At 58.2% G+C, this 16,228-nt stretch carries 15 protein-coding genes; 6 read left to right on the top strand and 9 right to left on the bottom strand.

What is annotated here, in order from left to right; genetic code table 11:
* The first annotated feature begins 1 nt into the window (after position 1).
* From ACQZ5K_RS00745 to ACQZ5K_RS00730, 4 genes are read left to right on the top strand one after another with little or no spacing between them, the layout of a single operon-like run.
* Positions 2–1,285 (top strand): CtpF protein, encoded by a 1,284-nt coding sequence (locus ACQZ5K_RS00745; protein WP_448739397.1) that lies wholly within the window; start codon positions 2–4, stop codon positions 1,283–1,285.
* A 33-nt stretch (positions 1,286–1,318) separates the two neighbouring features.
* Positions 1,319–2,791 carry a CpaF family protein gene (locus tag ACQZ5K_RS00740; RefSeq protein ID WP_448739396.1) on the top strand — a complete coding sequence of 491 codons (1,473 nt, stop codon included), beginning with the start codon at positions 1,319–1,321 and terminating at the stop codon, positions 2,789–2,791.
* Between the two features lie 15 nt (positions 2,792–2,806).
* The gene (locus tag ACQZ5K_RS00735) at positions 2,807–3,811 is read left to right on the top strand and encodes a type II secretion system F family protein (protein WP_448739395.1); all 1,005 of its coding nucleotides are present in this window, start codon (positions 2,807–2,809) and stop codon (positions 3,809–3,811) included.
* Between the two features lie 9 nt (positions 3,812–3,820).
* Positions 3,821–4,807 carry a type II secretion system F family protein gene (locus ACQZ5K_RS00730; protein ID WP_080852824.1) on the top strand — a complete coding sequence of 329 codons (987 nt, stop codon included), beginning with the start codon at positions 3,821–3,823 and terminating at the stop codon, positions 4,805–4,807.
* Positions 4,808–4,884: 77 nt separating this feature from the next.
* Here the strand turns inward: ACQZ5K_RS00730 and ACQZ5K_RS00725 are convergent, their stop codons facing one another.
* Positions 4,885–5,709 (bottom strand): tetratricopeptide repeat protein, encoded by an 825-nt coding sequence (locus ACQZ5K_RS00725; RefSeq protein ID WP_448739394.1) that lies wholly within the window; start codon positions 5,707–5,709, stop codon positions 4,885–4,887.
* Positions 5,710–5,851: 142 nt separating this feature from the next.
* Between ACQZ5K_RS00725 and ACQZ5K_RS00720 the strand changes: the two genes are divergently transcribed.
* A complete protein-coding gene (locus tag ACQZ5K_RS00720) occupies positions 5,852–7,246 on the top strand; it encodes a leucyl aminopeptidase family protein (RefSeq protein WP_448739393.1) in 1,395 nt (464 codons plus the stop codon).
* 109 nt (positions 7,247–7,355) lie between these two features.
* On the opposite strand, the gene pncB is transcribed toward ACQZ5K_RS00720, so the two are convergent.
* From pncB to ACQZ5K_RS00680, 8 genes are all read right to left on the bottom strand, one after another.
* The gene (gene pncB / locus ACQZ5K_RS00715) at positions 7,356–8,660 is read right to left on the bottom strand and encodes a nicotinate phosphoribosyltransferase (protein ID WP_065654709.1); all 1,305 of its coding nucleotides are present in this window, start codon (positions 8,658–8,660) and stop codon (positions 7,356–7,358) included.
* A 211-nt stretch (positions 8,661–8,871) separates the two neighbouring features.
* Entirely contained in the window at positions 8,872–9,231 is a 360-nt protein-coding gene (locus tag ACQZ5K_RS00710; protein ID WP_448739392.1) for a hypothetical protein, read from the bottom strand.
* A gap of 95 nt (positions 9,232–9,326) precedes the next feature.
* Positions 9,327–10,178: a C40 family peptidase gene (locus ACQZ5K_RS00705; RefSeq protein WP_448739391.1), complete on the bottom strand. Its 852-nt coding sequence runs from the start codon at positions 10,176–10,178 to the stop codon at positions 9,327–9,329.
* Positions 10,179–10,196: 18 nt separating this feature from the next.
* Positions 10,197–10,541, bottom strand: a complete 345-nt coding sequence (locus tag ACQZ5K_RS00700; RefSeq protein ID WP_003524457.1) for a MarR family winged helix-turn-helix transcriptional regulator — start codon at positions 10,539–10,541, stop codon at positions 10,197–10,199.
* 363 nt (positions 10,542–10,904) lie between these two features.
* Positions 10,905–12,011 (bottom strand): DUF475 domain-containing protein, encoded by a 1,107-nt coding sequence (locus ACQZ5K_RS00695; protein ID WP_269830597.1) that lies wholly within the window; start codon positions 12,009–12,011, stop codon positions 10,905–10,907.
* Positions 12,012–12,302: 291 nt separating this feature from the next.
* Positions 12,303–13,220 carry a DMT family transporter gene (locus tag ACQZ5K_RS00690; protein WP_121490394.1) on the bottom strand — a complete coding sequence of 306 codons (918 nt, stop codon included), beginning with the start codon at positions 13,218–13,220 and terminating at the stop codon, positions 12,303–12,305.
* Positions 13,221–13,343: 123 nt separating this feature from the next.
* Positions 13,344–14,225 (bottom strand): LysR family transcriptional regulator, encoded by an 882-nt coding sequence (locus ACQZ5K_RS00685; RefSeq protein WP_448739390.1) that lies wholly within the window; start codon positions 14,223–14,225, stop codon positions 13,344–13,346.
* The gene (locus tag ACQZ5K_RS00680) at positions 14,222–14,512 is read right to left on the bottom strand and encodes a putative quinol monooxygenase (RefSeq protein WP_448737143.1); all 291 of its coding nucleotides are present in this window, start codon (positions 14,510–14,512) and stop codon (positions 14,222–14,224) included. The genes ACQZ5K_RS00685 and ACQZ5K_RS00680 overlap by 4 nt, the downstream gene beginning before the upstream one ends.
* Before the next feature lie 178 nt (positions 14,513–14,690).
* On the opposite strand from ACQZ5K_RS00680, the gene ACQZ5K_RS00675 reads away from it, so the two are divergent.
* Entirely contained in the window at positions 14,691–16,187 is a 1,497-nt protein-coding gene (locus ACQZ5K_RS00675) for a CoA-acylating methylmalonate-semialdehyde dehydrogenase (protein ID WP_448739389.1), read from the top strand.
* Positions 16,188–16,228 lie beyond the last annotated feature (41 nt).

Here is a 16,228-nt window from a genome sequence, read left to right as displayed (position 1 = left end):
GATGAGCGCTGTAGAATACGATATCAAGCCTAGCGACGGCGCAGAAGCCGAACCGTCGGTGCGCGCTTCGGATATGGATCGCCTGCGCCCCCTGCCCCGTATTTCCGTTCACGCTTTCTGCGTCAGCGACAACATGCAAGGCGTCATGGACGCATTGTCCAGCGACCGGCGCATGAGCAAGGTCACCCTTCGGGTGACCAAAGGCGATATCAATGCGGCAGCCACGATGTTTTCGACGTCGCCCACGCCCAATCTCATCGTTCTTGAAACAGCAAGCTCAACCGCCTCGCTGCTGGACGATCTCGCGCCCCTGGCAGAAGTTTGCGATCCCTCCACGCGTGTCATCATCGTCGGCCGACACAACGACATAACGCTTTATCGCGATCTCATCCGCAACGGCATTTCCGAATATCTCGTCGCTCCGATCAATATGGCCGATCTCCTGGCCTCTATCGCCGCGATCTTCGTCGATCCGGAAGCGGAGCCGCTGGGCCGCAACATCGCCTTCATTGGCGCCAAGGGCGGCGTAGGCTCATCCACCATAGCGCATAATTGCGCCTTCGGCATTTCGAGTCTTTTCTCCACGGAAACCATTCTGGCGGATATGGACCTTGCCTATGGAACGGCGAATATCGATTTCGATCAGGACCCTGCCCAGGGCATGGCTGAAGCAGTCTTTTCGCCGGAGCGGCTGGACGAGGTATTTCTCGATCGTCTTTTGACGAAATGTTCCGATCATCTGTCGCTTTTGGCAGCGCCGTCTCTTCTCGACAGAACCTATGATCTCGATCGTCAGGCCTTTCTGCCGATCCTCGAGGTTTTGCAGCGCAGTGCCCCGGTTGCGGTTCTCGATCTTCCCCACCAATGGTGCGACTGGACGCGGGCAGTCCTTGCGGAAGCCGATGAGGTGGTCATAACGGCCGTTCCCGATCTGGCAAATCTGCGCAATACGAAGAACCTCTTCGACGCACTGATCAAGCTGAGACCCAACGATAAATTGCCGCATCTCGTTCTCAATCAGGTCGGCATGCCCAAGCGTCCGGAAATCGCGCCGGCGGATTTCCTTGAGCCGCTGGAAATCGAGCCGATCGCGATCATTCCGTTCGACGCACAATTGTTCGGAAATGCCGCCAATAGCGGCCGTATGATCAGCGAAATGGATGAAAAATCCCAGACGGCGGAAACCTTTTCGCAAATCGCCCATACCATCACAGGCCGCTCCGTGCTGCGCAAAAGCAGGCGCGGCGGTCTGGAAAAACTGAAGAATATTCTCAAGCGCAAGTAGGTCTTCTGCCTGCGTCCTTAGACGGAAACGCCGATGTTCGGAAAACGCGGGCCTGAAGGCCCAGCCAGAAGCACGAAGCCGGATCATGCTGCACCTGTGTCCACGCAGGTGATGACAGCGCCTGAGCCTCGTTCTGCTGCAATTGACACTCTTGAACCCGGCCAATCACCAGTGGTGCGTCAGGCGGCAACGAGCGCACCGCCCGCGCAGAGAAAACGCGCCCGCACGGAAGATTACTACAATACCAAGAGCCAGGTATTTTCCGCGCTTATCGATACGATCGACCTTTCGCAGCTCGCCAAACTCGACGCGGAGAGCGCGCGTGAGGAAATTCGCGATATCGTCAACGACATTATCACGATCAAGAATTTCGCCATGTCGATCGCCGAGCAGGAAGAGCTGCTCGAAGATATCTGCAACGACGTTCTTGGTTACGGGCCGCTGGAGCCGCTTCTCGCACGCGACGACATTGCCGATATCATGGTCAACGGTTCCGGCCAGACCTTCATCGAAGTCGGCGGTAAAACTATCGAATCCGATATCCGCTTTCGTGACAATGCGCAGTTGCTTTCCATCTGCCAGCGCATCGTCAGCCAGGTCGGCCGACGCGTGGATGAGTCGAGCCCGATATGCGACGCCCGCCTTCCGGATGGATCGCGCGTCAACGTCATCGCTCCGCCGCTTGCCATCGACGGCCCGGCGCTGACGATCCGAAAATTCAAGAAGGACAAGCTGACACTCGACCAGCTCGTACGTTTCGGAGCGATCACGCCCGAAGGCGCGACATTGCTCAAGATTATCGGTCGCGTCCGCTGCAATGTCGTCATCTCGGGCGGCACCGGCTCGGGTAAGACGACGCTTCTCAACTGCCTGACGAGCTTCATCGACAGGGATGAACGCGTTATCACCTGCGAAGACACCGCCGAACTTCAGCTGCAGCAGCCGCATGTGGTGAGGCTCGAAACACGTCCGCCCAATATCGAAGGGGAAGGCGAGATCACCATGCGCGATCTCGTCAAGAACTGCCTTCGCATGCGGCCCGAACGCATCATCGTCGGCGAAGTGCGCGGACCGGAAGTTTTCGACCTTCTCCAGGCCATGAACACCGGTCACGACGGTTCGATGGGAACGCTGCATGCCAATACGCCACGCGAATGCCTCAGCCGTATCGAATCGATGATCGCCATGGGCGGCTTCACCCTGCCGGCCAAGACCGTGCGTGAAATCATCTCAGGCTCGATCGATGTCGTCATTCAGGCGGCACGTCTGCGTGACGGCTCGCGCCGGATAACCCAGATTACGGAAGTGATCGGTATGGAAGGCGATGTCATCGTCACCCAGGATCTGATGCGATACGAAATCGAAGGCGAAGATGCGAACGGCAAGCTGATTGGTAGACACGTATCGACCGGTATCAGCAAACCGCATTTCTGGGATCGCGCACGTTATTACGGCGAAGAAAAACGTCTGGCGGCCGCGCTCGATGAGATGGAAAAGACATCCTAAGGGAAAGCGACTGCCATGGACCCGACAATAGTGTTACTGGCCTTACTCGTCGCCATCTCGGCAGGAGCACTCGCCTACGCCTTTCTTTTCCAGCAGATAGAGGTCGAAAAAAAGACCACCAGCCGTTTCAAGCGAGTGCAGGCCGCAGAGACGGATCACGTAAATATCAAAGCTGCACGCGATCGGGTCCAGGAGCTCAGCAAGCGCCGCAAATCCATGCAGGACAGCTTGCGGGATATGGAAAAGAAACAAAATGAAAAGGCGAAAAAAGCGAAGAATGTGAGCCTGCGCGATAAACTCGTGCAGGCTGGGCTGGCAATTTCCGTTCGGCAATTCCACCTTCTAAGCGTCGGCGCGGCGGCTTGTTCCGCTTTTATTGCACTTATCTATGGTCTCTCGTTGCTGACCGCTCTCCTCATAGCAGCCGTTGCGGCTTTGGGTTTGCCGCGCTGGGTATTGGCATTTCTCCTCAAGCGCCGGCAGAAAAAATTCCTCGAGGAGTTCCCTAATGCGCTTGATGTCATGTGCCGCTCGATCAAGTCGGGTTTGCCGCTGAACGACGCGGTACGTCTGATCGCCTCAGACGGTCAGGAACCGGTTAAAACGGAATTTCAGCGGGTTGTCGATGCACAGCAGGTGGGTATCGGAATCCCACAGGGTATCGAGCGCATGATGCTGACCATGCCGCTTTTCGAAGTCAGCTTCTTCAGCACCGTCATCAATATCCAGGCACAGGCAGGTGGTAATCTTTCGGAGGCATTGTCCAACCTTTCAAGGGTATTACGCGACCGAAGAAAAATGCGCGCCAAAGTGAATGCCCTGTCCATGGAAGCGAAAGCATCTGCCGTCATTATCGGCGCATTGCCTTTTATTGTTATGGTGCTGGTGCACTTCACGTCGCCGGACTATCTCTCGGTGCTTTTCACCGATGTGCGGGGCCACATCATTCTGGGCGCATCCGGACTATGGATGCTCATCGGGATTTTCATCATGCGCCAAATGATCAATTTCGATATCTGAGGGGCGACTATGACAGCAAATCTGCTTTCTCGTCTGACAGACCCGCAGACGATTATCGCCATCCTCGTCACACTGGCGGTTTTCGCGACCCTCTATACGCTGATCATGCCTTTTTTCGAACGGAAAGACTTCGCCAAGCGCATGAAAGCCGTATCGTCAGAGCGGGAACTCATTCGCAGCCGCGAGCGCGAGCGTCTGGCAACCGCGACCAGAGAGGGTAAAACCTCCCTTCGCAGCAATAACAACAAATCCGCACGGCGCATCGTTGAAAAATTCAATCTTCGCGAAGCGCTTGCCGACAAGAACACGATGAACAAGCTGCGCGCCGCCGGTTTCCGTTCACAGAATGCGCTCAATACATTTCTTGCTGCCCGGTTCGTCTTGCCGTTCATTTTCCTGGCCGTGGCATTCACCTGGGTTTTCATTCTCGGAAACCTGGCTGATCAGGCTTTTGTCGTTCGGCTGATGGCGGTGCTTCTCTTCGGCTATGTCGGCTTTTACGCCCCCAATATCTATGTTTCGAACCGCATGACCAAGCGGCAGGCCTCGATCAAGCGGGCATGGCCGGATGCACTTGACCTGATGCTGATCTGCATCGAATCCGGCGTATCGATGGAAGCAGCCATGCGCCGCGTGGCGGAAGAGATGGGTGAACAGTCGCCTGAACTGGCGGAAGAAATGATCCTGACGACAGCGGAACTATCCTTCCTGCAGGACAGGCGCATGGCCCTTGAGAATTTCGGTATGCGCACCCAGCTGGAAGGCGTTAAAAGCGTGGTGCAGGCCCTTATCCAGGCGGAGCGGTACGGCACTCCGCTTGCCCAGGCCCTGCGTGTTCTCGCGCAGGAAGGCCGGGACGAGCGAATGAATGAAGCCGAGAAAAAGGCGGCTGCTTTGCCGCCGAAACTGACCGTGCCGATGATCCTGTTTTTTCTACCGGTTCTCATCGCCGTCATTCTTGGGCCGGCCGGCCTTCGAGTCATGGATACGTTCTGACGAAGACACGCGCCGGCAGGTCGAGCGGAACAGAAGCCATAATGTTGCAGGATCGCACCGGTACAACCGAAAGCGTATCAGCCAGCCGGCTTGCCGTCCTTTTTCGCCAGTTGCTGCCAGGAGTTCTGCTGCGAAAGCATGGCACGCAGATAGGTGAGGTTTGCCTGCGCCTGCTGTGGCGAGAGTTCCTGAACCGCGATGCGCTCGGCTTCGGCAAAGCGGCCCTGTAGACCGACCACGAGCGCGAGGTTCTGGCGAACGCGGCTATCGGCGCCCGGCTGAGCAATAGCGGATTGCAGATATGTTTCGGCAGTGCGCGGATCGCTCGACAGGACATAAGACATGCCGAGGTTGGACAACACGCTCGGATCGTTCGGCTTCAAGTCAAGCGCCTGCCTGTAGCGGGAACGCGCCTCGTTCGAGCGTCCAAGCTGATCGAGCACGGCGCCCTCGGCGGAATAAAGCCGCCAGTCGGGCCGGTCCGGCGTCTGTGCCCGCTGGATGGTCGAAAGCGCCTGCTCCAGCTGGCCGGCGGCGGCCTGCGATTTGCCATAGGCGGCAAGCACATCGCGGTCGGCCGGATTGGCGATGGCGATCTGCTGCATGACGGCGAGAGCCTGTGTGTTCTTGCCGGTCATCATCAGCACGCTGGCATAATTCATGCCGACCGATTTATCCTTGGGGCTGCGTTCATAGGCTTTGCCCGCGCTCTCCTCCGCCTGCCGAAGCTGCTCCATGTTCATGTGATCATAGGTGCGCGTGGCGGCAGGAATGGAGCCGGTGGACATGCGATCGGGCTTGTTGGTGCTCGCGCATCCTGAAACCGCAAGAACCAATGCGGCAAGACACGCTCCCCGCAGCAACCCTGTCCGGTCCCTCTCGCCCAAAGAAAATGCAGTCATGGCAGCGCCCCCGCCCAAGAATGATCAATCTTGCGCCCGACACACGACAGACTCACATGACGCAACTTTCGCTTAAGCAATAATCTGTTAACCCTAACAGAGCGTTAATCGCACCGATTCTCGACATTTACGGAAGCATACAATGGCGCCCTATCAGTTCATCGAACGCCCGACCCCCTTCAGCTCCAAGGCCGGCAGCACATTGCCGGTTTTCGCCGTCACACCGGCCCATATCGAACAGGGCGCCATCGACCCTGTCGCTCTGGATTGGGCGAAGAAGGCGGGGTTCAAGGCGGAGGCAGGCGCCATCCTGCTCGTTCCTTCCGCCGATGGTTCACTGGGCGGCGTCCTTCTCGGCCTTGGCGGCAATCCCTCGGAAATCCCCTTCATCACCGGGAAACTTGCCCGTGAGCTGCCGGAAGGCGAGTGGCACATCGAGACAGCACCCCTGACGGCCAATCGCCTCGCTCTCGGTTTCGGTCTCGGCAGCTACCGCTTCGACAAATACAAGACCACCAAGACGAACGGGGCAAAGCTCCTTATTCCGCAGGACGCGGAAGACGGCGAGATCAAGCGCGTTCTGGCCGGCGTTTTCCTTGCGCGCGACCTCATCAATGTTCCGGCCAACGATATGGGACCGGATGAGCTTGAGATTGCCTTCCGCGCGCTTGCCGCCCATTACAAGGCGAAGGTGAAGATCACCACCGGCGATGATCTGCTCAAGGAAAACTTACCCCTGATCCATGCTGTCGGCCGGGCCAGCGAAAGCGCGCCGCGGCTTCTGGAGATGAACTGGGGCAAGAAGGGCAATCCGCGCCTCACCCTCGTCGGCAAGGGCGTCTGCTTCGATACAGGCGGCCTCGATATCAAACCCGCCGCTTCCATGGCGCTTATGAAGAAGGATATGGGAGGTGCAGCCAATGTGCTCGGCCTTGCGCTGATGATCATGGATGCGAAACTGCCGGTCGAACTTCGCGTTCTCGTGCCCGCGGTCGAAAACTCCATCTCCTCCAATGCCTTCCGCCCCGGCGATATCTACCGCAGCCGCAAGGGGCTGACGGTGCAGATCGACAATACCGATGCCGAAGGCCGTCTTGTTCTGGCGGATGCGCTGGCCTATGCGGACGAAGATGCGCCGGACCTGATGATCGACATGGCGACGCTGACTGGCGCTGCCCGCGTCGCGCTCGGCCCGGATCTGCCGCCATTCTACACCGATGACGAGGATCTGGCGCATGATATCGCGGAAGCCAGCATCGACACGGACGATCCGCTGTGGCGCATGCCGCTCTATATGGGCTACGACAAGGATATCCGCTCACGCGCAGCCGATATCACCAACGCGCCTTCGGGCGGCATGGGCGGATCGATCACCGCCGCCCTGTTCCTGAAGCGTTTCGTTACCAATACCAGGCGCTGGGCGCATTTCGATATTTATGGCTGGTCTCTGAGCGAGAGGCATCATTCATCGATCGGCGGGGAGGCACAGGGTATCAGAGCGCTCTTCCATTACATCGCACATCAGTTCGCGAAGTAATCTGCTGATAGGTACAGGCTTCCACGGGCGCTTCCTCAAGCGGAGCGCCCGTTCTCAATTTAGAGCATTTCCGGACGGAAAACCGGGGTCCAATTTTCCTGGAAAAGCCTTAAACCAGAACCTTCTGTTCCTTGTGGTCTTCTTCGCCGAAGAACTTCAGGTAACGCTCCACTTCGGCCGGGTCGCCGGTTGCCTTTTGCGGATTGTCCGAGAGCTTCACCGCAGGCCGGCCATTGGCGTCGCTCACCTTGCAGACGATGGAAATCGGCTTGAGGCTGGCGATGGTTTTTGGCGCGCAACCGGCAAAATCATTGGTGAGGTTGGTGCCCCAACCGAAGCTCATGCGCACCCGGCCTTCGAAATGCCTGTAGGTGTCGATGATGGCGTCGACATCGAGACCGTCGGAGAAGATCAACATCTTCTTGCGTGGGTCGCGGCCCATCTTCTGCCACCACTCGATGATCTTTTCCCCGCCTTCGATAGGCGGCGCGCTGTCGGGACGGAAACCCGTCCAGTCTGCCACCCATTCCGGCGCGTTGCGCAGGAAAGCCGCCGTGCCGAAGGCGTCCGGCAGCACGATCAGCAGGTTGCCGCCATAAAGCCGGTTCCAGTCCTTCAGAACCTGATAGGGTGCTGCAGCCAGCTCCTCATCCGTCTGCGCCAGTGCCGCGACCACCATCGGCAGTTCATGCGCGTTCGTGCCCACGGCTTCGAGATCGGAATCCATGGCGAGCAGGACGTTACTCGTACCGGTAAAGGCAGGCCCGATGCCTTCCTTCAGCGCTTCGACGCACCAGCGCTGCCAAAGGAAGCTGTGACGGCGGCGAGTACCGAAATCGGAAATGCGCAGGCCCGGCAGTTCCCGCAGCCGCTCGACCTTCTCCCACATCTTGGCCTTTGCGCGGGCATAAAGCACATCGAGCGTGAAATAACCGAGCGAACGCATGGCGCTGCGCGAGCGCAACTCGTTGATGATGGCGAGCGCCGGGATTTCCCAGAGTGTCGTATCCATCCAGCGGCCATGAAAATTCAGCTCATACTGCCCGTCGCGCTTGAAAAGCTCATATTCCGGCAATTGATAGCTCGACAGCCAGGAGAGGAATTCCGGCTCGAAAATCTGCGAGCGGCCGTAAAACGTGTTACCCGCAAGCCAGATGTTTTCCTTCTTGGAAAGACGCAGGGTGCGTGCATGATCGAGCTGTTCGCGCAGCTCCATCTCGTCGATCTCTTCCGCCAGCCGCACCGTTTTCGTGCGGTTGATAAGCGAAAACGTCGCATCGACTTCCGGATAGAGCTTCCAGATCATCTGCAACATCAACAGCTTGTAGAAATCCGTATCGATCAGGCTGCGGACGATAGGGTCGAGTTTCCAGGTATGATTATGGACACGGGTGGCTATATCGGTCTTCGTCATACTCGCATTCCCCAATATCGGCCAAAGGTCAGAATAGCCGATGTCACTCCGCACCCCGGCAGGTATCAACCTGTCATGCGGAAGATTTATCTGAAAAAGCGACAACAAGTCCAGAGCACCGGCCAGGCAAATGCCCGCCGCCACCGCTCACGCATCGATTTTCCGAAGAGCGCAAAGGGGGTTTTCGGTCCGGTGCTAGAGCGATGCCGCTTCAGAAGGTCGGGTCTACGGGGTTTATGCCGGGATACCAGTCCTTGGAAACCGGATTTCTGCCGCCGAAGCTGGAAATTCCGTTTTCATCGGTGCAATGGTAACCCTGAACGGGAAGTCCACGGCTGCCGAAAACATTCCGGTAGGGGCCGCGCGAATATCCGGTCGAGCCAAGTGCGCTGTGGCAATTGTAACGGACCTTTGGCTGCAGCGTGCGCGGATCCTTGACGCCCGGCAGGTTTGCATAGGCATCCGGCGCGGGAGCAAAACCATTCTGGAAAACAGTCTGCGCCTGCGCCGACGCGCTCAGCAAAACTGCCGTAAGGATCGCTGCCAATCGTGTCGCCGTTCTTGTCTTCATCGATGCCGGTCCCGAACCATCATCCAACCGATGTAGGCTGTCGGCGGCTCTCGCACAAAGGGCCGCACAGGCACAATTTCGTGAAAGTCGCCTTTTCAGTCTTCCAGGCGGCGGAAAGCCGTCGGCTTTTCGTAAAGCCAGCCGATGCGCTCGATGGCCGCATCGAGATTTTCGCGTGCGACATTCATCGTATGGCCATTGGCATGCAGCAGCGTTTCCTCGTTTTCCATGAGGCCGACATGGCCCTTCCAGAAGACGAGATCGCCGCGGCGCAATTCATCGCGCTCTATTTCCACGCCGAGCGACTTCACCTGCATGTCGGTATCGCGCAGAACCCGCCGACCCGTCATGGCCATGGAAAGCTGCACGAGGCCGGAACAATCGATACCGAAACCGGAACGGCCGCCCCAGAGATAGGGCGTTTCGATAAAGCGCAGCGCCACCGCCACATAATCTTCCTCAAGCGCCGCATCAACGGCGCGGCAATGGGCGGCGATGATGCCTTCGCCCTTTTCGGTCAGCAGGTAACGGGTGCCGCGTGTCTCCGCCTCGCCGACGATGCGAATGAGACTGCCCATTGACAGCGCTGCGACCGGCGGTTTGCGCAATTCAGCGGCTGGATAGAGAAAAGTGCGTGGTGCAATCACCCGATGGGTGGCGATAATGACATCGCCGATCGCCGTTTCCGGCACGTAACCGGCATACCCGTCCGCATCCGCCTGCACCCATGCCCAACCGCTGGCCCTGTCGAAAACGCGGATGGTTTCGCCAGACAGCAACTCGGTATCGATGCCGGCGGCAAGGTCCGGCGTGGGCCGCAGGCCAACAACCGGCACCGCGATCTGCGCGGGCGAGCCACTGACAAAACGTTCGGCCTGCACCACGCCCTGCAGCTTTTCATCGGCGAGATCGGAGCGGAAGACATTCAGGCGGCGGTCGAGCATCATGGGTTTCACATCCAGAGGTTAGATCTTGCGCGCCTGATCAATAATCAGATCGCCGAATTTTTCCAGATAAAGCGCACCGGCCACGGTGCGTTTTATCACGACATTGCGCTTGTCCCGCTCATCCCGAACCCGGTCGACCAGTCCGAGAGCACCCAGACTGTCGAGGGCGCGGGTAATAACCGGTTTGGTCACACCCAGCATGGCGGCGAGGCCCCGCACGGTGTGCGGCGGCGGCACGAGATAAATCTGCAGCAGGATGGCGGTTTGACGCAAGGTCAAATCCGGCTGATCGTCAATGACCTGCGCCGTGGATACACGATGCCAGAGGCCCAGGGCCTCCGTGGGCGACAATTGTGCAGGCAAACCGTGACCCTTCCAGTCGTTGTCTTATCGTTTTCATTCAACCGAACGGAAAACTCAAGAACCATCCCGCACAAACAGAACCGCCGCACGGCGCAGATCGGAAAGATCGCGCGGCGCGGCGGTATTTGTTGACCCGTTTTCGAGCCATAATGTCCCCTCTGGACTTGCAGAATGAGATGCAGGAAGCGTGCCAGTTTTGATGCGACGCACAAATACTCGTAAAAACAGCGCCTTAAGGCAAAAATTCCGCCTTTTGGCGAAATTTTCCGCAAAGGAAAAACAGCAACAAAAACAGGCAAAAAATAATTCAATGCTTAAAAACTGCCTTCCGCCACGACAGCGGAAGGCATGGGTAATCGCGGATCAGATCTCCGCGCCGCGCGCGGCATCAACCGCATCGGCACTCTGTCGCCGGTTATAGCGGATCGACGACCAGAGCGAGATGCCGATCAGGCCCGCGCCGCCAAGGCCAGTTATGACCTCCGGAATATGCACCATGGTCTGCACGTACATGATGACGGACAGGATGAGGATCGCATAAAAGGCGCCGTGCTCCAGATAGCGATATTCGGCCAGGGTTCCCTTCTCAACCAGCATGATGGTCATCGAACGCACATACATGGCGCCGATGCCGAGGCCGATGGCGATGATGAAGAGGTTTTGCGTCAGCGCGAAAGCGCCGATAACGCCGTCGAAGGAGAAGCTGGCATCCAGCACTTCAAGATAAAGAAACGCACCGAAGCCGCCTTTTGCCGCACCTTCCAGCATTTCCTGGCTGCGGTCGAGAATGCCGCCGACGACTTCCACCAGCAGGAAGGTCAAAAGACCCCAGATCGCCGAATGGAAGAAGGTGTTGGCCGCGACCGGACCAAGTTCCGGATTGTCGCTAGCACCGATGATGCGGGAAAAGATCAGCATGACGACCAGCACGAAGGCAATCTCGATGCCCTTGACGGAGGAATAGATTGCAGCCTTTTCCTCGATCCAGCGCACCCAGTGCACGTCCTTTTCATGGTCGAAGAAGAAGTTGAGACCGACCATCATCAGGAAGGTGCCGCCGAAAGCCGCAATCGGCAGATGGGCGTCACGCATGATTTCCGCATAACGTTCCGGCTGCGTGGCCGCCATGACGAGCGCAGTCCACGGGCCGACATTGGCCGCGACGACCACGATGAGCAGCGGGAAGACGATACGCATGCCGAAAACGGCAATCAGGATACCCCAGGTCAGGAAGCGGTGCTGCCAGACTGGCGTCATATCCTTCAGCTTGTTGGCGTTGACGATGGCGTTGTCGAAGGAGAGCGAGATTTCCAGCACCGCCAGAACGACGCAGATGAAGAAGATCGTCGCCGTGCCGCCGACCGTTCCGGTCATTTCCCAACCGAGATAACCGCCGAGGATCAAACCGACCACGGTGACGATAAAAGCCCACTTGAAGTAGGTAAGGGTGTTTTTCTGGGCAGCGCTCATGTCCGGTCGCCTCCCATAACGAGGGCGTTCACGGACCGACGCAGGGCGTCAGGCCGCACGCAGAAAGCACGCGCGCGAAGCACATTCAGGTTTTTCATAGTTTTTAATCCGCCGGCCAATTTTTGCAGGCGGTACCGACATCGCGAGAGCGCCGTAAAACTCTCGCCAGAGGGGCCCGGCACCTTTGTTTCCTCTGCCGTTGCGAGACAAATCATCGCAGGGCTCTTTCTTACTCCCCGAAGATCACGCCTTCGTCAAGTCCCGTGATCGTGATCAAGGCCCTGAGAAAGATCAAACCTGCTCCGCGGCCAGGTCTTCAGCGGTTTCGCGGCGGCGTTTGAGAGTATTTTCGCGGAAGAAGATATAAAGGCCGGAAAGAACGATCAGACCCGCGCCGACGACGATACTCGTCTGCGGCACATCGCCGAAGAACAGCCAGCCGAAAATCACCGCCCAGAGCAACAGCGTATATTGCAGCGGCGCGACGGTGGCGGCATCGGCGAGTTTAAGCGCCCGGTTGACCAGCACATGCGCCGTCATGGCGACGACGCCGAGCAGACCGAGGAAGGCGAGATCGAAACTGGACTGAACCGGCAGCCATCCCGATGGCGTGAGGAATACCGCGACAATGCCCGCAAGCGCCGCACCGATGATCTGCCAGAAGGCAAGCACCGTATCCGGCGTATTGCGCAGCTGACGGCCGGATAACATCATGAAAGCGAAAGCGGCGCTGCCGAGGATCGAAAACAATGCTGCGGAGGTAAGGCTTGCCGAACTGGGTTTGAGCGCGATGAGAACGCCGACAAAACCGATGGCGATGGCAGTCCAGCGACGCCAGCCCACTTTTTCTCCGAGCAGAAACGGCGAAAGCGCCGCCACATAGATGGGGGCGGCCAGCCAATAGGTCATGACATCGGCGAGCGGCAGGGCCGCAACCGCGAAATAGAAACAGAAAAGCTCTGCGGTGGAGAAGAAGACGCGCGCAAACTGAAGGCCGGGACGCTCAATTCTGACAAGGCCGGAGAGGCCGGCACGCCAGACGATCGGAACGAGGATAATAAGCGCCGCCGCGCTGCGAATGAGGATCACCTGACCCTGGCTATAGGTGGCTACGAGCCATTTCCCCATGGCGTCGTTCAGTGCGAAAAGCAGCATTCCAAGCAGCATGACGGCCACGCCGAGGCCAGTCGGCGAAAGCTTACGTATCATAGACATGTCAGTTCCGATCTCTCCCAATGGCTGCATTGGTCGTCCAGCCAGCCATCCTTTGTCAAGCCCCGAACGGCCGGGTCCGAACAATTAATAGTACTAATAATATCTGCATTTGGGATGTCAGGTGAAGATTCGCCGTTCTTCGGCTACGAGTTCCTGGAGAAAATCGACCACAGTGCGGACGCGGACCAGTTGACGGGCGGATTCGTGATAGGCCGTCCAGTAGGACCGGCTGATGGTGAGGTGCGGCATGATCCGCAGAAGTTCGGGATATTGCCCGGCGATGTAATTATGCAGGATGCCGATACCCGCACCGGAACGCACCGCCTCTGTCTGCCCGGTGGCGCTGGAGATTTCAAAGGCGGCGTCCCAGTCGCGCATGATCTCACCGGTAAAGTTCAGGGAAGGCGAAAAGATCAGGTCCTCCACGTAGCCGATCCGCCGGTGGCGCTTCAGCGCCTCGACATCATCAGGCGTTCCATAATCGGCCAAATAATCCACCGAAGCATAGAGGCCCAGCGAATAATCGGTGAGCTTCGAAAACATCAGCCTGCCCTGCTCCGGCCTTTCGATTGTGATGGCGATATCGGCCTCGCGCTGCGACAGTGAGAAAGAGCGCGGCACCGGCACGAGCTGGATTTTCAGATCGGGATAACGGGCCGTCAGCCGACCGAGCCTTGGCGCGAGGAAGGAAACGCCGAGACCATCCGGCGCACCGATGCGCACCGTTCCCGCCACCGCCGTATCGACGCGGCCGAGATTTGCCTGGGCATTCAGCATTTCCGTCTCCATGCGCTCGGCGGCGCCCAAAAACCGTTGCCCCTCCTCGGTCAATTCGCAGCCGTTCGTCCGGCGGATAAATAATTGGGTCTTCAGCGCCTGCTCCAGCAGCGTCAATCGCCGCGAAAGCGTCGCATGGTTGAGCCCGAGCCGTTTCGATGCAGCGAGAATCTGCCCGGAGCGGGCAACGGCAAGGAATATGCGGACATCATCCCAATTCATGGCTTGCTGCGCATCACTACGGGTTCAACCTCGATCAAAGTAAGCGATGTCACCATTCCCGCCACCCCCTCTTTGTATGTCAGGAAATGCGGCGTTTGCAGATGCGCCTCGTAGGCTGCGCGGTTCGCATAGATTTCGAGGATGCGAATCTTTTCCGGGCTGCCTTTGATCGCCACCGCATTTAGTGCAAGCACGCCCTTTTCAAGGCTGACCGAAGTCTCGATCTCTTCCGCAAGCAGTTTGCGATAGGCTTCCAGATGAATGGGATCGATTTCGATTTCAGCCATCCTCACGACAGGTTCTTCGCTCGCCACTTTTTTTGACCTTCTATTTTGACCTCGGGAAACGTCTCAAAAGGCTTGTCGTACTTTAATTTACGCACAACGGTTTATTATCTCAGTTCATTGATTTGTACAAATTCAAGTGCAATGCTGCGCTCATCAAAAAATCGCGGAGGAAAGCCCCATGAAGGAAATCGGTCATTTCATTAACGGCAAGCATGTGCCGGGCACCAGCGGCCGCACATCGAATGTCTACAACCCGGCCACCGGCGAAGTTCAGGCAACTGTCGCGCTTGCAAGCGACGCCGAACTGCGCGCCGCCGTAGAGAGCGCCAAGGCTGCGCAGCCGAAATGGGCCGCTACCAACCCGCAGCGTCGCGCCCGCGTTTTCTTCAAGTTCGTCGAACTTCTGAACCGCGACATGAACGAACTGGCGGTGCTGCTCTCCAGCGAGCATGGCAAGACCGTTGAAGATTCCAAGGGCGATATCGTGCGCGGCCTCGAAGTCTGCGAATTCGTCTGCGGCATTCCGCATCTGCAGAAGGGCGAATTCACCGAAGGGGCAGGCCCGGCCATCGACATGTACTCGATCCGCCAGCCGGTTGGCATCGGCGCGGGCATCACCCCGTTCAACTTCCCCGGCATGATCCCGATGTGGATGTTCGCGCCGGCAATCGCCTGCGGCAACGCCTTCATCCTCAAGCCTTCCGAGCGCGACCCATCGCTGCCGATCCGTCTTGCCGAACTGATGATCGAAGCCGGTCTTCCGGCCGGCATCCTGAACGTCGTCAACGGTGACAAGGGCGCCGTCGACGCCATCCTGACCGATCCCGATATCGGCGCGGTCTCCTTCGTGGGCTCGACGCCGATCGCCCGCTATGTCTATGGCACGGCCGCCATGAACGGCAAGCGTGCGCAGTGCTTCGGCGGTGCGAAGAACCACATGATCATCATGCCGGATGCCGATCTCGACCAGGCGGTAAACGCGCTGATGGGCGCAGGTTACGGTTCGGCGGGCGAGCGCTGCATGGCTGTTTCCGTTGCGGTTCCGGTTGGCGAGGAGACGGCAAACCGTCTCGTCGAAAAGCTCATTCCGCAGATCGAAAGCCTGAGAATCGGCCCTTATACCGACGACAAGGCCGATATGGGTCCGCTCGTCACCAAGGAAGCGCAGACGCGCGTCAAGGGCCTTATCGACAGCGGCGTCGCACAGGGTGCGAAGCTTCTGGTCGATGGCCGCGACTTTAAGCTGCAGGGCTATGAAGATGGCTATTTCGTCGGCGGCTGCCTGTTCGACCACGTGACCCCTGATATGGACATCTACAAGACGGAAATCTTCGGACCCGTTCTCTCCGTCGTTCGCGCCAAGAATTACGAAGACGCGCTGGAACTGCCGATCAAGCATGAATATGGCAACGGCGTCGCCATCTATACCCGCGACGGCGACGCCGCCCGCGACTTCGCAAGCCGCGTCAATATCGGCATGATCGGCGTCAACGTTCCGATCCCGGTTCCGCTTGCCTATCACTCCTTCGGCGGCTGGAAGGCCTCGAGCTTCGGCGATCTCAACCAGCACGGGACGGATTCGATCAAGTTCTGGACGAAGACCAAGACGATTACCTCGCGCTGGCCGTCGGGTATCAAGTCGGGCGCTGAATTCGTGATGCCGACGATGAAGTAAGCCGGGAAGCCGGTACACAAGCAAAAGCCCCGCTGGAAAAA

This window comes from Agrobacterium sp. 22-226-1 (assembly GCF_053522345.1).
Note: the sequence above shows the minus strand (reverse complement) of the source record. Positions and strands in the feature narration are given on the sequence as shown.

Bases quoted from the DNA above. Each gene is read 5' to 3' on its own strand.
- ACQZ5K_RS00745 (WP_448739397.1), top strand. From the start codon at position 2: ATGAGCGCTGTAGAATACGATATCAAGCCTAGCGACGGCGCAGAAGCC.
- ACQZ5K_RS00740 (WP_448739396.1), top strand. From the start codon at position 1,319: ATGTTCGGAAAACGCGGGCCTGAAGGCCCAGCCAGAAGCACGAAGCCG.
- ACQZ5K_RS00735 (WP_448739395.1), top strand. From the start codon at position 2,807: ATGGACCCGACAATAGTGTTACTGGCCTTACTCGTCGCCATCTCGGCA.
- ACQZ5K_RS00730 (WP_080852824.1), top strand. From the start codon at position 3,821: ATGACAGCAAATCTGCTTTCTCGTCTGACAGACCCGCAGACGATTATC.
- ACQZ5K_RS00725 (WP_448739394.1), bottom strand. From the start codon at position 5,709: ATGACTGCATTTTCTTTGGGCGAGAGGGACCGGACAGGGTTGCTGCGG.
- ACQZ5K_RS00720 (WP_448739393.1), top strand. From the start codon at position 5,852: ATGGCGCCCTATCAGTTCATCGAACGCCCGACCCCCTTCAGCTCCAAG.
- pncB (WP_065654709.1), bottom strand. From the start codon at position 8,660: ATGACGAAGACCGATATAGCCACCCGTGTCCATAATCATACCTGGAAA.
- ACQZ5K_RS00710 (WP_448739392.1), bottom strand. From the start codon at position 9,231: ATGAAGACAAGAACGGCGACACGATTGGCAGCGATCCTTACGGCAGTT.
- ACQZ5K_RS00705 (WP_448739391.1), bottom strand. From the start codon at position 10,178: ATGATGCTCGACCGCCGCCTGAATGTCTTCCGCTCCGATCTCGCCGAT.
- ACQZ5K_RS00695 (WP_269830597.1), bottom strand. From the start codon at position 12,011: ATGAGCGCTGCCCAGAAAAACACCCTTACCTACTTCAAGTGGGCTTTT.
- ACQZ5K_RS00690 (WP_121490394.1), bottom strand. From the start codon at position 13,220: ATGATACGTAAGCTTTCGCCGACTGGCCTCGGCGTGGCCGTCATGCTG.
- ACQZ5K_RS00685 (WP_448739390.1), bottom strand. From the start codon at position 14,225: ATGAATTGGGATGATGTCCGCATATTCCTTGCCGTTGCCCGCTCCGGG.
- ACQZ5K_RS00680 (WP_448737143.1), bottom strand. From the start codon at position 14,512: ATGGCTGAAATCGAAATCGATCCCATTCATCTGGAAGCCTATCGCAAA.
- ACQZ5K_RS00675 (WP_448739389.1), top strand. From the start codon at position 14,691: ATGAAGGAAATCGGTCATTTCATTAACGGCAAGCATGTGCCGGGCACC.